10 protein-coding genes are annotated in these 14129 nt (G+C 33.4%); 5 read left to right on the forward strand and 5 right to left on the reverse strand.

From position 1 onward, the window contains the following. Positions 1-41 precede the first annotated feature (41 nt). Together PSA_RS05980 and PSA_RS05985 are read right to left on the reverse strand one after the other, a co-directional pair. On the reverse strand, positions 42-629 hold the full coding sequence (locus tag PSA_RS05980; protein ID WP_042146493.1) for a TetR/AcrR family transcriptional regulator: 588 nt from the start codon (positions 627-629) through the stop codon (positions 42-44). A 165-nt stretch (positions 630-794) separates the two neighbouring features. Further along, positions 795-1691 (reverse strand): LysR family transcriptional regulator ArgP, encoded by an 897-nt coding sequence (locus tag PSA_RS05985; protein WP_042146495.1) that lies wholly within the window; start codon positions 1689-1691, stop codon positions 795-797. A 106-nt stretch (positions 1692-1797) separates the two neighbouring features. Between PSA_RS05985 and PSA_RS05990 the strand changes: the two genes are divergently transcribed. Further along, positions 1798-2412 carry a LysE/ArgO family amino acid transporter gene (locus PSA_RS05990; RefSeq protein WP_042146497.1) on the forward strand — a complete coding sequence of 205 codons (615 nt, stop codon included), beginning with the start codon at positions 1798-1800 and terminating at the stop codon, positions 2410-2412. 31 nt (positions 2413-2443) lie between these two features. On the opposite strand, the gene PSA_RS05995 is transcribed toward PSA_RS05990, so the two are convergent. Together PSA_RS05995 and PSA_RS06000 are read right to left on the reverse strand one after the other, a co-directional pair. Beyond that, a complete protein-coding gene (locus PSA_RS05995) occupies positions 2444-3091 on the reverse strand; it encodes an SDR family NAD(P)-dependent oxidoreductase (RefSeq protein WP_042146499.1) in 648 nt (215 codons plus the stop codon). A gap of 122 nt (positions 3092-3213) precedes the next feature. Continuing rightward, on the reverse strand, positions 3214-4170 hold the full coding sequence (locus tag PSA_RS06000) for a GNAT family N-acetyltransferase (RefSeq protein WP_052380034.1): 957 nt from the start codon (positions 4168-4170) through the stop codon (positions 3214-3216). A gap of 133 nt (positions 4171-4303) precedes the next feature. Here PSA_RS06000 and dapE point away from each other — a divergent pair, with 133 nt between their 5' ends. Further along, positions 4304-5479 carry a succinyl-diaminopimelate desuccinylase gene (gene dapE / locus PSA_RS06005; protein ID WP_042146576.1) on the forward strand — a complete coding sequence of 392 codons (1176 nt, stop codon included), beginning with the start codon at positions 4304-4306 and terminating at the stop codon, positions 5477-5479. A 64-nt stretch (positions 5480-5543) separates the two neighbouring features. Here dapE and PSA_RS06010 read toward each other — a convergent pair whose 3' ends face one another. Next, positions 5544-6089 (reverse strand): sigma-70 family RNA polymerase sigma factor, encoded by a 546-nt coding sequence (locus tag PSA_RS06010; RefSeq protein ID WP_042146502.1) that lies wholly within the window; start codon positions 6087-6089, stop codon positions 5544-5546. Positions 6090-6249: 160 nt separating this feature from the next. On the opposite strand from PSA_RS06010, the gene PSA_RS06015 reads away from it, so the two are divergent. Genes PSA_RS06015 through PSA_RS06025 form a run of 3 tightly spaced genes read left to right on the forward strand, consistent with a single transcriptional unit; the run spans position 6250 to position 14075 of the window. Next, positions 6250-6462 carry an MbtH family NRPS accessory protein gene (locus PSA_RS06015; RefSeq protein ID WP_042146503.1) on the forward strand — a complete coding sequence of 71 codons (213 nt, stop codon included), beginning with the start codon at positions 6250-6252 and terminating at the stop codon, positions 6460-6462. A gap of 48 nt (positions 6463-6510) precedes the next feature. Beyond that, positions 6511-10959, forward strand: a complete 4449-nt coding sequence (locus PSA_RS06020; protein ID WP_052380036.1) for a TauD/TfdA family dioxygenase — start codon at positions 6511-6513, stop codon at positions 10957-10959. Beyond that, entirely contained in the window at positions 10953-14075 is a 3123-nt protein-coding gene (locus PSA_RS06025) for an amino acid adenylation domain-containing protein (RefSeq protein WP_042146505.1), read from the forward strand. The genes PSA_RS06020 and PSA_RS06025 overlap by 7 nt, the downstream gene beginning before the upstream one ends. Positions 14076-14129 lie beyond the last annotated feature (54 nt).

The following is a 14129-nucleotide window of genomic DNA, read 5'->3' on the forward strand; positions in this document are numbered from 1 at the left end:
CACGACTAAAGCCGTGCCTGAAAAGGGTTGTATATTTTAACTTAAGGTTTGACTAATAGGTTCTGAAATACAATATCTACAAAGTCATTATAGGGTTGGGCACTATTTTCAACTTGCATTTGAATTGATGCTCCGTGGCTAGCACTAAATAAAAAAGCAGCCATTTTTTGCGGATGTATATTATCAGCTAGTTCATTTTCAGCTTGCGCTTGTGTGATAACTTGCGCCATTAGGGCATTCATTGAATCTTGTGAACACTTTAAGGCACCACGCATGGTCTCGCTTAATTTAGATTGCTCAAGTGCTAATTTTGGAATTAAACATTGGCAATCAATGCCTTCCTCATCATGATATTGCTGAATGCGGGCAAAGAAGTTTTTAATCCTGGTTAATGGTGTGAACTTTCTATCGCGGAAAATATCACGCATGAATTCGCTATTTTCATCTGAAGCGCGTTCTATAAGCGCCATGCCAAAGTCTTCTTTGGACTTAAAGTAATGATAGAAAGACCCTTTGGGCACACCTGCTGTATCGAGTATTTCTTTAAGGCCACATCCGTTATAGCTCTTTTCAATTATCAGAGAATGGCCAGCTGCCAAGATCATCTCTTTAGTATCTTGTTTAATCATTTTAACTGTCTCGGATTGGGTTATTTAAGTTTATCCGCTGACTATTATTGGACCAGTCGTCTTAAAAGTCAATTATTAGATTGGATTCTGGAGATCTCAACATTAAACCCGCAGCGAGTATAAAAGGACTTTAGGCTTAGCACTTAGATAAACTCTAAAGTTATTTTATCCTTTTAAGGTATCAGTACCTGTTTTGATTATTGTTTCAGATATTTGTTTATAAACGCCTTTTACTAAAGACCATCTGTGCCAATATAAAGTTTGAGTGAGCTTTATATTTGGTGAAATATTAATTATTTCACCTGAGGTTAATTCATTTTCAATTTGTAATTTAGGGATCAAAGAATAAGCAGCACCTTGTTTTACTAATTCCACAAAAGCCTCTGATGAGCGCACTGTATGACATGGATAGCTGCCGCCTTTTAAACCGAAATGTTGTTCAATGAATTTAATATGCATATCGTCTTTTTGATCAAAAGCGGCACCTGGTGCATATTGTAAACTTTGTTGATTAATGCCATTGGCAAAATATCTTTTTTTAAACTCAGGTGAAGCTACTAAAATATATTCCATTGTACCTAGCTGAGTCACTTCACAGCCTGAAACTGCTTTATCATTGAGGCTAATGGCACCAAATACTTCACCATCTTTCAATTTATCTAATGTACGGGATTCATCGGCAACAATTAAGTTAAGTTCAATTGGGTGTTGGTTTATTAAAGGTGTTAATGCACCTATTAACCAAGTCGCTAAGCTATCAGCATTGGTTGCTAAATTAACTGTTAAAGTGGATTCTGGCTGATCTAGTAGAATTTGCGGTAATAATTCAGCCTCTAGTTGTTGTACTTGGTGATAATGACTTAATAGTTTTTTACCTAGCTCAGTTGCGACAATAGGCTGGGCGCGTATTAAAACAGGCTGGGCAACCAGTTGCTCTAATTGTTTGATCCTTTGTGAAACCGCAGGTTGTGTAATGCATAAAACATCAGCTGCTTTTTCAAAACTTTGCTGTTTAATTACAATGCTTAAAGCGTGCAATAATTTATAATCTAGCTGGTTCATGTTACCTCTATATAAGTAAAATTTATCAAGTATAAAAACTATTAATTTTATTTATTTTAATTTAAGTATTAAATTTACTCCATCAATTTTCAATGAGCAGTAGTAAATGACTATTTCAGCAATGTTTCAAGGTTTGGTTTTAGGCGCTAGCATGATCATTCCGATAGGCGCACAAAATTCTCATATATTAGGGCAGGGCATTAAACGTAATCATCATATATTAGCCGCAACAATTTGCATGGTGTGTGATGTATTATTAATCGGCTTAGGGGTATTTGGCGGAGGTCAGCTGATAGCCAGTAGTGAATGGCTATTATTAGCGATCACTTGGGGCGGTATTTCATTTTTGTTAATTTATGGTGCAATGTCTTTTAAAACCGCTTGGCAAAATAAATATCAAGGTTTTGGCAGTCAAAAAGGGATTAAAACCAAAGCAGCTGTTGTAGGTACTACTTTTGCTGTGACTTTATTAAATCCGCATGTTTATTTAGATACCGTTATGATTTTAGGCAGTGTTGGCGGGCAGTTTGCGGGTAATGAAAAAATAGCTTTTGCAGTGGGTACAATGTTAGCTTCTATTTTATGGTTTTATAGTTTAGCAACAGGTGCTTCAAAAATGGCTCCTTGGCTTGCACAACCTAAAGTTCAACGCATGATAGATATGCTGGTAGGCTCAATTATGTTGTTAGTTGCTTACTCATTATTTAATCATCAATTTTAAGATTTACTTTAAATGGTTAATATACAAAGACCTAAATACTTTCAATTTCTGGGTAACCATCAATTTTAAGACTTTGCATACTAATGTGCTTTGCCTTATCTGATAATAAAAAAATGATTGTATTTGAAATTTTATTTTCAAACTCAATCATTTTTTTTACAGGCATTTGAGCATTAAATACTGATGAATTTAAAATATTAAACCGTACCCCAAATGTATTTAATTCTCGAGATAATTTGGTTAATGACTGTTTAAGTGGATTCTTTAGTTGTGTTTCAAGCGTGACAATACTGCTCAATTTTTGTTTTGCCATTTTTTTAGCAATCGCTTGCAAAGTACATTTGTAAAAATGAGATTGCTTGTTGCGACCAGCTTCATTTTTAATTGACGCTAGGCTTAAGGTATCTGAGCAATTAACTAAATTATTTATAGAGCCAAAATCTTGTTCTACCATATCTAGAAATTGAAAAACTTGCCACTTATCATCTATATCAAACTCGAAGAAAAAAACTTTATTTTCGAAATCATTTTTTAGCTGCATATACAATAAAACAAGTTGTTGTTTGTCATTATCTAATAGGATGACTTTGGTACCTTGTTGCAATAAGGTCTTTGCAACTTTTTTACCTATTCTTGATGACGCACCGATAACGATAGCGAGTTGATTTTCAAAGTTCATTAGCTTTATTTATTTTAAATAATTCATTAAGTAACTTTATACAATTAAAGTTACTTAATGCAAATGATATTTATTTTTATTTGGGTGTTCAAATTTATAGTAATTATAATTTTAATTAGATATTAGCAATTTAAATTTCTTTTAAAAAAATCATGCTTGTTACCCATTAAAAGCGTTGCTGTTTTGTGTGGAAATTCAAAATTAAATTGTTTTTTGTATCCATAATGTAGAATGTGATTAAATAGTTTATGATTGTCAGCTCTTGGCTCTAAAACGATACGTTGTGTCTGGGGATCATCTTGATATATAAAATGGCTTATTGCACATAACCATGATGCAAAATAGTTTTTACCTCGAAAGGACTCTTCACCTACCAGTAAATGTAAACCACGATCATAAGCCTGCCAATTATAGTGTTCCGAAATATGATCTTCTGCAGCCCAATAAACTTCAAAATAACCAAAAGGCTGATCATTAAAATAGCCAATTAAAGGTAATGTTATCGGCGTTGATAATTTATTTAATAAATACTGTTTTAATTCATCTTCAGGCCATGCTTGTTGCCAAAACTCTGCGACTCTAGGGTTGTGCATCCAATTGTGAAAAAGAGCTAAATCGGACTCAATATCGACTACTCTAAAAGAAATCATTTGCTGTAATTTATGGTCAAAACGTCTGTACACTTCACCTGTTGGCGATAAATTCCGAGTAGGGCAAATAAGATCTTCTTTGTTAAAGTTACTTAAAATTTGCTTTTTATCGTTATGAGCTACTAATTTTGAACAATAAAATTCATATTTTGAAAAACTTTCAGCATTTAAAACTTTTATCATATCTTGTAAAGCTGGTTGACTTTGCCAACTTTTTTTTGGAATGCGAATATGTTTTATCTCAGTAAAATGATGAAAAAGTGCATCAAAAGCGTTAATTAACCAGTCTAATGTGTATTGATTATGAAATGGAGATAATAAAAATGAATTATTTTTAGACCATTTACCAATCAAAGACAAGTTGTTTAAAGGATCCATTAATCCATTCTCTAGATATTCAAATGCATTAATATTATTTGATAGCAGCATATTACTCTCATAAGTTAATTTCTCTCATTTAAATAGTAATGCTTATCATTTTTGTATGCAAGATGGGTTTTTATTAAATTTTTATACTTCAATCTCGTCTTTAAAAGCTAGAGCAATATTTAAATTATATGTTATGGCTGAATCTTTACTTACAAAACAATATATAGCGCAAGCAATTGAGAACATACAAAAGCTGATTTCTTATCCTAGCATTACGCCAGATCATCATGGTTGCTTAGATTATTTAATTAATTGGTTAAAAAAACATGGATTTGTATTTGAAAAAATATCAAAAGGTGGAGTTGATAACTTAATAGCATATAAAAAGTTTGATAATGATGGTCCTAATTTTGCCTTTGCAGGTCACATTGATGTCGTGCCTGCAGATGAATTATCTTGGAAGCATCCACCTTTTTCTGGTGTGATTTCTGAAGGAAAATTGTATGGCAGAGGGGCTGTTGATATGAAAGGCTCTATAGGTTGCTTTATGTCTGCGACTGAATCTGTATTAAAAACGCTTAAAAAAGGCACCCTGTATTGGCTTTTGACTTGTGATGAAGAAGGTGAGGCTGAGTTTGGCACTAAAATTATGGTGGAAGCATTAAATAAAAAGGGAATTGCTTTAGACTATTGTTTAGTTGGGGAGCCTACAGCGACATCAAAAGTAGGAGATGTAATTAAAGTAGGTAGAAGGGGAGCGATTTCAGCTAAAATTAATTTTAGTGGCAAAGCTGGCCATGTTGCCTATCCTTTATTAGCTGATAATGCATTACACAAAGCAGTTAATTTCTCCAATCAATTATTACAGTTTCCATGGTATTTAGGTACGCAACATCAACCCGGAAATACGCTTCAAATCACATATTTAACTACTTCAGACTTCACTGATAATATTGTCCCCCCCCAAGCAGAGCTTTGCTTTAATATCAGATTTAACAGTAGTTTTGACTTAGAAGAATTTAAAAGTAAAACGATAAATTTATTGCATAGTATTGATCCTCATGCACGAATTTTATGGCAAAGATTATGTATTCCCTATCAAACTGTTTGCGAAGCTGGCAAAGAGAGCTTTACAGATTTAGTGAGTAGCTGCATTCAAGAGTTATTTGATATGCAACCTAGCTTGTCTATTTCAGGAGGTACTTCAGATGGTCGTTTTATTGCTAATCAATCTACGCAAGTAATAGAGCTTGGCCCAAGTAATAAAACGATCCATCAAATAAATGAAAATATCTCAATTTCAGAAATATCGGATTTATTTCATTTGTATAAAAAAATCCTTATTAAAATACATAGTGAACATCAGTAAATTGATTTCATTGAAGTTAATAAGATAGATACTTTTAGCTAATCTGACTATCTCTTTAATAAAGTTAATTAATATATTGTGGCTTTTCGGTTAATGCGAGCTTTAAATCACTAATGACATCTTTGATTATAAAATTTACCAAAGTAGGCGATATTTTTAACTTATTTGAAATCTCGACTTGACTCAATCCATCATGCTTTAAAAGTTTAAAGGTGTTTTGACTTCTTTCACTCATTTTAGAAAGTGCTTTATCTATTACTTCGAATTGGTTCATGCAAATGATAGAGCGCTCAGGGTTATTTATGCATTGGTTATACTCAGTTTGTTGTTCATCTAATTCTTCATCTTCTTGGAATAAGTTTCTTTCCAATTTCTTACGACGGTAATGATCTATAGATAAATTTCGAATAACGCGAAATGCAAAACTTTTATGGTAATTAACACTTTCATATGGGGATTTTTCTATCACTTTTATATATGCATCTTGCAAAATATCTTCAGCTTTTTTGTGACACCCAGTTATTTCACCTGCTGTTTCTAACATAGAGGTTCTATTTTTGGTAAACACATCTTGCCATTGATTTGGGTTGTTTGTTTTTTGTACTGACATGGTTGTTGGTCTTAGTGTTTGGATCTTTTAATGGTACTGTAATGCTATTCTAAATCATTTTGATAATTATTCGCAATAAGAGGTTTTCTTATTTAAAGTTTTGTCTACTTCAATCGTCATAACTTCAGAGTAAAAAAAGCAAAAATTTGGAAATGTAAATATGAGTTATTTTGATAAACAAGATGCTTTATTTTGTGTGCTTAAAAATAAAGAAGGCCAATATTCCTTATGGCCTAAAAGTAAAAGTATCCCAGGTGGGTGGACTAGCGAGAAAATAGAAGGCAATAAAGAAGAATGCCTAGAGTATATAAGCAATAACTGGACTGACATGCGACCTTTGTCATTAGTAGAACAAATGAATTCTGATAAATAGGTAATTTATAACTTCATTTTCTCGGTATTTTTATCAAAAGGTATTCAAATGAATAAGACTTTTTCTAAAGCGACTTTATTACCAAATTCAAAAATAAACATAATTAATAACTTTTTAAATTCAGTATCAACTCAGCCTAATGAAGTCGGGTTGACCGTTTTGAAAGCTACTGGGGAAGTGAAGTTATCTTATGCAGAATTACACAAAAAAATTATTTCGTTAGCGAGCGAATTACAAAAAAAACATGCGCAAGGAGAGCGAATTGTCATTTTATTAAACAATGACGAACAATATGTTATCTCCTTTTTTGCTTGTTTATTTGCGGGTTTAATTGCTGTACCGGCACACCCTCCAGAATCTTTAAAGCCACAACATTTAGAGCGTATTAGTTCTATAATTTTAGATTCAGGTGCTAGCTGTGTGATCACTACCTCTGATTTATCGAATAAATTTGAAGAAAAGTTAGGGGATATTGTAAATGTGTCATCAATTTTTGTTGATGCACTTTTAGATTGCCAAGACTATCAATATAAGCCTGTCAGTATACAAAATGATGATATCGCATTTTTACAATATACATCTGGTTCAACTGCCTTACCTAAAGGGGTAAAAGTTAGTTTTTCTAATTTAGATGCAAACCTTAAACTCATCCAGTCAGGTTTTAGTATTTCACAATCTGATAAGCTACTAAGTTGGTTGCCTTTATATCATGATATGGGCTTGATTGGCGGCTTATTATTACCATTATTTGCTGGTGTGCCATTAATTTTAACTAGTCCCAATTATTTTTTAGAAAGACCCATTAGATGGTTAGAAGCCATTTCAAAATATAAGATCACAGGTACAGGTGGGCCAGATTTTTCATACAGGTTATGTTTAGAAAGAATAAAAGAGTCTCAAATTAAAGATCTCGATTTAAGCTCTTGGAATATCGCTTTTTCTGGCGCTGAGCCTGTTCGATATAATACATTGACTGAGTTTTACCAAAAATTCAAAAGTGTTGGGTTTAAAAAAGAAGCTTTTTATCCATGTTATGGCCTAGCTGAGTCGACTTTATTTGTGACTGGTGCTAAGCGTGGTAAGGGCATGATCACTAAATCTATAGATCAAGCAGCACTGTCACAAAATATCGCAAAAGAAAATAAAGACGGGGCCATACTTGTTAGTTCAGGAGGTGTATATCAAGCTCATGAAATAATGATTATGTCAGCAGAGTCACTTACACCTTGTAACGACAATGAAGTTGGTGAGATCTGGGTTAGCGGCAAGAGTATATCGTCTGGATATTGGAATAACCAAGATGCTACGAATGCTACTTTTGTACAATACAAAGATAAAAGTTGGTTAAGGACTGGAGATCTAGGATTTCAAGAGCAAGGTGAGCTATTTGTAACAGGTCGTCTTAAAGATTTAATTATTATTCGCGGGCGTAATATATATCCACAAGATGTAGAACTGCATATTGAAAATAATTGTGAGTTTACCCGTAAAGGCCGAGTGGCAATTTTTGCTATAAAAACAAAAGAAACTGAAACAATAGGCGTGGCTTTAGAGCTTCCTAAGCGATTCCAAAATAAAGAGTTAGACTCAGAGATATTCAATCAAATCAATCAATCGGTAATAAATTATTGTGGTGAATCTATTGGTGATGTAATGCTATTACAGCCAGGTTGTTTACCTAAAACTTCAAGTGGCAAATTACAGCGTTCTGCCTGCTCTTTAGGTTATATTAATCATACACTAGATGAATATGCTCGTTTTTCAAATCAATCAAACTCTACTAGTGCTAGTTATTTAGCTCCAAAAACTCAGTTAGCTCAGCAGGTGAGTCAAATTTGGCAAGATGTGCTATCGGTAGAAAGAGTTGGATTGAATGATAACTTTTTTGCTTTAGGAGGTGATTCAATTAAAGCTGTAACTATGGCGAGTAAAGTTAATACCGATTTAAATTATGTTTGCGAGCCACGCTTATTATTTGAAAGTCAAAATCTAGCTTCATTTGTACAGGCTTTAGAATTAACTTCGGCACAACCTACTGATAAACAAATAAAGATAATTGAACGCAGTGATAATATGCCTTTATCACCAGGCCAAAGGTTAATGTGGTTCACGGATAAATTAGCTAAAAGTGAAGCAGAGCGTTTAGCGTATAATATATCAGGTGGAGTTGAATTTAACGGGAGCATTGATCACAAAAAATTATCTGAAGCATTTAAATTAGTATTCAATCGCCATGAAATTTTCCGTATTGCTTTTGTCGAGAAATCAGAAGAACCAAGCACGGTTTTATTAGATGAAATACTTTTTGAGCTCAAATTTGCCGATATCAGCCATCATAATGACTCTGAATTAGATAATATAGCGATTGAAATTCAAAAGGCGTTTGAGTCTGAAGGATTTGATTTAGCTAAGCCTCCGTTACTAAAAGCTAAATTATTGCATTTGAATGCTAATAAAACTCAATTATTTGTAAATATGCATCATATTATTAGTGATGGATGGTCTATGAGTAATTTTATGAGAGAGCTGGGGCTTGCTTATAAACAAGTTTTGGGAGGTAGCAAAGCTGAACTGGCGCCATTAAAAGTTCAATTTTTAGACTATGCATATTGGCAAAATGAATATAAATCATCTCAAAGCTATCAATTAGAACAAAGTTATTGGCAAAAAATTTGTGCTGATACACCTTTAAATAGTGCAATAAAACCACATTTACCTAAAACTTCAGAAGTTAGCTATTTAGGTAAAAGTGTCCAAGCTAAGTTTTCACTTACAAATAGTGAGATGCTTTTGGCATTTGCTAAACAGCAAAAAACGTCATTATTTAATGTTTTATTAAGTAGCTACCAACTATTCATACACGGATTAACTAAATTAGATGATATTGTTTTAGGGACTGATCTTGCTGGTCGAGAGCAGCCTGAGCTAGCTTCATTAATAGGCTACTTTATTAAAGTGTTGCCAAGAAGGTCTAAACTTGAAGGTGATTTAACCATCTGTGAGTATATTCAGCAAACACAGCAACAAAGTATAGATATAAATGAAAATCAAAATGTCCCGTTAGATGAAATTATTCAATTATCAAAAGTTCCTTTTAAGGCTGGAGTATCACCTTTAATTCAGCAGCTATTTGTAATGCACAATATGCCTGAGATTAATTGGCAATTTAATGATATAGCTGCTTCGCAATTAGTATCTCAAGCGAATGAATTAAGTAAATTTGACTCAGTATTTTTTGTTACACCTGGCAGTGAAATTGAGTGTCGCTGGTTATTTAAAGCGGATTTATATCAAGAACAAAAAATGCAAAACTTATTGGCTAAATGGATTGAATTTACAGTAAAAATAATATCCGAATCACAAAGTCTTGTTGCCTCAATTGTTAAGCAATTACAAGTTGATATCGATAGTGAACAAAAAAGTAAAAAATCTAAGTTTTCATCGTTAAAGCGCGGTTTGAAGTCAAAAGTAAAAGCGGTTGAATCACCACTTAAAAAATCATTTTTTAATGATAAAGGCACATTTCCTATCGTATTAGAAGCACCATCAAAAGACGTTGATCCTGTTAGTTGGGCTCAAGCTAATCGACCTGCAATTAATGATTTATTGTTATCGCATGGTGGCATAGTATTTAGAGGCCTTTCGTTAGAATCAGCTACAGATTTTGAAAAATTTGCTGAAGCTTTGCATCCTGGTCTGTATGGTAATTACGGAGACTTACCTAAAAACACTAAAGGTAAAAATACCTACAAATCCACACCATACCCTAAAGACAAGATGATTTTATTTCATAACGAAAGTGCTCATTTATCTAAATGGCCAAGAAAACAATGGTTTTACTGTGAAACACCTTCACCTATAGGTGGCGCAACACCTATTGTTGATTGTCGAAAAATGTTAGATGTCTTATCAACAGATTTAGTTAATAAAATTTCAGAAAAAGGCCTGTTATATGTTCGAAGTTTTATTAAAGGTTTAGATGTTCCTTGGCAATCATTTTTCCAAACAGAAAATAAAGCTGAAGTAGAGCAAATGCTGAGGAATTCAGGAACCGAATTTGAATGGTTAGAAAAGGATGGTTTACAAACTCGTACTAAAACACATGGCGTTATTGTACATCCGTTAAGTGGTGAGAGAACGTTTTTTAATCAAGTTCAATTGCATCATGTTTCAGTTCTAGATGAAGGAGATAGGAATGATTTACTTGAATTAGTTGGCGAAAATAATTTACCTCGAAATGTTTATTTTGGTGATGGCAGCAAAATATCTACCGAAGAAATGAAGATCATTGGTGACGCATATGAAGAATGTGCGGTTCGATTTGACTGGAGAAAGTCAGATGTTGTGATGTTGGATAATATGCTTGCAGCTCATGCTAGAGACCCTTTTGAAGGTGCACGTAAAATCGTGGTGGCTATGGGAGATATGTTTAATAAATCACAACTATCAATTAGTGAAACTGAAGAAAAAGAAACAGAAGGTTATGAAGCATGTTAAACGAATACATTAATGCTTACCCATCAGGTGTAAGTCTAAGTGATACTCAAAATAGTATTTTAGAAGGTTCAGGCATAGATGCTTTTCACCAAGTAAAGTTGCACTTAGATAATGTTATTGAAGTAGAAGCTTTAGAAGAAAAGTTAAATTTACTGATCCAACAGCATATAAGTTTAACATCTATATACAAATCGGTTGAGGGTTATAAAGGGATTCGCAGTATTCCTATAGGCCTTGAAAAAGTCGTAATTGATCGCTTAGCTTGGCAAGATACAAGTGAGCCAAACTTTGATTCTGTTTTAGCTTTATTACCTAGTAATATAAATGCACAAACAGCTAATAATATACAGGTTATTCAAGTTGTCACTTCTGAAAATAAGTTTTTATTTTTAAGAGTGAGTGCAATTGTCATGGATATGGCTAGTGTCATTTGCTTATCGCAACAACTGGTATCAAATGATGATGTTGAGGAAGTGTTACAGTTTCCTGATTTTGTACAATGGCGAGATGAATTAATTAATTCAGAAGAAGGCTTACAAGGTCAAGCATATTGGCAACAATATACTGAGGAAAATTTAACGGGCTCTCCTGAAATAGAAATAAGCGATTTATTTGTTCAAGAGTCTAATAGCACTATGGCTTTTGAAACTAAATTAATAAACTTAGAACCAAGTATTTTATCACAAATTCAACAAACATCATCTGAATATAACGTTTCTATCAGTACAATTTTAACGGGCACATGGTGGTTTTTATTAGCTAAGTTAACAGCACAATCTCAATTTAATAGTTTATGGCAATATGATCCTAAACAAGATGATGAAGCCTTAGCTGATGCTATTGGGGTGTTTGAAAATGTCTTACCCGTTAATATTAAACTGGATGAAAATGACAGTTTTATTTCTTGGTTGCAAAAACTTGATGCTCAATTGAGCTCTCATCAAGAATGGGCTGAATGCTTTAATACTAAACTACTTAAAGGGCTTGATATAACAACAGCTGCAGGTTTTATCTATGCGCCTGAAAATAATCGTTTGAAACTACTTAATACCAAAGATGTCAGCATGGCAAAAATAAGTCAGCGTTGCTACCAATTAGGCGATGAATTTAAGTTATCTTTGAGTTATCAAAAAAGCACTGTGAATCTAGCCGTAGTAGAGCAGCTTATGTCTCAATATCTGTATTTATTATCTATGGGGGGTCTCTACCTTAATAAATCAGTTAAAGCAATAAGTTTGGTGAGTAATACTGAAAAAGAAGCGTTGTTAAAACTTGATAATTCAGAGGTTCATTCTGCAATTGAGACTATTTTTGACAAACTAGCGTATTATGAAAGTACTCAAGCTGATTCGGTCGCTATTAAATGCAGTGAAAAACAGTATAGTTATAAAGCTTTAGCCACAAAAGTAAATAACTATGCTAGCCAACTCATTAACCTAGGTGTTAAAGACTGTGATACTTTAGCTATTTGTTTACCTAAAAGCTGTGAGCTTGTGGTTGCTATGTTGAGTGTAATGAGAGCAGGTGGGGCTTATATACCATTAGATCCACAATGGCCGATTGAGCGAATTAATCAAATTGCAAATCAAGCAAAACCGGCATTTATAATTACTGAGCAAGACCAATTGGTTGCTGACATAGCACATTTGAATTTGCAAACACTTGCAGAGCAAGCGCCACAAGCAAATGTACTACCTAATATAAAACCCTCGAATACGGCATATATGATTTATACCTCAGGTACTACAGGAGAGCCAAAAGGTGTTTGTATCGGCCATAGCCAGCTAAATCAGTACTGTTATTCATCTTCTAAAGCCTTATCTCTTAATGAAAATAAGCACTTTGCAATGACATCTACTATCGCAGCAGACTTAGGTTACACTTGCTTATTTAATGCATTGTATAACGGTGCTAGCTTGCATATTGCAACCGATGAACAAGTCAATGATTCTGAAAAATTCCAGTTGTTTTTAGAACAAAATGATATTGATTGTATTAAAATTGTACCTACTCATTACATGGCTTTAATTGATAGTGATACTTGGAGATATGTGCCGAGAAAAATAATTTTTGGTGGTGAAGCTGTATCGAGTAAGTTGATCAAATCTATATATAAAAAGTCTTATGAAATTGATATTTATAATCATTATGGACCAACAGAGTCAACAGTTGGAGTGATGTATCATCATTTTGACAAAGTCAGTAAAGATGAGTTTATCCCTAAGCTAACCGGAGTGTTTGAAGGCTGTGGTGCTGTGATCTTGAACGAGTTTAATGAATTATGTTCGGTTGGTCAGTTAGGTGAGTTACATATTTTTGGTCATCAATTAGCAAGTCAATATTTTAACCATAGTCCAGAGTTTGGCTTTAAAACTGGGCTTAACTTTGCGGATAAAATATATCCAACAGGAGATTTAGCTAGATATCATGTAGATGGGGGGATTTTATTAGCTGGTCGAAAAGATGATCAAACTAAAATTAGAGGTTTTAGGGTAGAACCAAATGAAATAGCGCATCATATAAATACTTTTTCAGATATAGAGCATGCTGTAGTTATAGGAGAAAATAATACTTTAATTGCTTATATAGTAAATGAAAATAAAGAAACAGGCTTGCTTGATTCTGATTCTCAAAAAAAATATATAGATAAACTCGCACATAAGCTACCCGCATTTATGATCCCAACATTTTGGTTGTCGATTAAAGATTTACCTTTATTTGGCAATGGGAAAATTAACAAAAGTTTATTGCCTAAATCTGAGCATTTTAGTGAACGTGTTATTACTAAACCTGCAAACTCATTAGAGACACTTATATGCGATGTGATGAAAGATTTACTAGAAATTAATGACATTAGTACAACTCAGTGTTTTATGGAGTTAGGTGCACATTCTCTTACAGTGATTAAATTTGTCACTAGGCTGAGAAAGTTATTAAAAGTTGAAATAGAGCCTATTATGGTTTTTGAAAACTCAAATGTAGTAAAACTTGCAAAAGTTTTAAATAACTTAGGTTCTGAACCGTCTAAATTAGAAAAATTAGCAGCGATCCAATTAAAACTCGCAACTTTAGGTATAGAGGAGCAGCAGCAATTGAGACGTAAACTTCTACTTTAAGTCAGTACAGTGTACTGATCTAAAAAGCGGGGTTAACTCCCGCTTTTCTTTTTT

Origin of the sequence: Pseudoalteromonas sp. '520P1 No. 423' (assembly GCF_001269985.1) — a bacterium.
Classification (GTDB): Bacteria; Pseudomonadota; Gammaproteobacteria; order Enterobacterales; family Alteromonadaceae; genus Pseudoalteromonas.

What these genes read in the sequence shown, in the direction of transcription:
- PSA_RS05980 (WP_042146493.1), bottom strand. Translation starts at nt 629, where the DNA reads ATGATTAAACAAGATACTAAAGAGATGATCTTGGCAGCTGGCCATTCT.
- PSA_RS05985 (WP_042146495.1), bottom strand. Translation starts at nt 1,691, where the DNA reads ATGAACCAGCTAGATTATAAATTATTGCACGCTTTAAGCATTGTAATT.
- PSA_RS05990 (WP_042146497.1), top strand. Translation starts at nt 1,798, where the DNA reads ATGACTATTTCAGCAATGTTTCAAGGTTTGGTTTTAGGCGCTAGCATG.
- PSA_RS05995 (WP_042146499.1), bottom strand. Translation starts at nt 3,091, where the DNA reads ATGAACTTTGAAAATCAACTCGCTATCGTTATCGGTGCGTCATCAAGA.
- PSA_RS06000 (WP_052380034.1), bottom strand. Translation starts at nt 4,170, where the DNA reads ATGCTGCTATCAAATAATATTAATGCATTTGAATATCTAGAGAATGGA.
- dapE (WP_042146576.1), top strand. Translation starts at nt 4,304, where the DNA reads ATGGCTGAATCTTTACTTACAAAACAATATATAGCGCAAGCAATTGAG.
- PSA_RS06010 (WP_042146502.1), bottom strand. Translation starts at nt 6,089, where the DNA reads ATGTCAGTACAAAAAACAAACAACCCAAATCAATGGCAAGATGTGTTT.
- PSA_RS06015 (WP_042146503.1), top strand. Translation starts at nt 6,250, where the DNA reads ATGAGTTATTTTGATAAACAAGATGCTTTATTTTGTGTGCTTAAAAAT.
- PSA_RS06020 (WP_052380036.1), top strand. Translation starts at nt 6,511, where the DNA reads ATGAATAAGACTTTTTCTAAAGCGACTTTATTACCAAATTCAAAAATA.
- PSA_RS06025 (WP_042146505.1), top strand. Translation starts at nt 10,953, where the DNA reads ATGTTAAACGAATACATTAATGCTTACCCATCAGGTGTAAGTCTAAGT.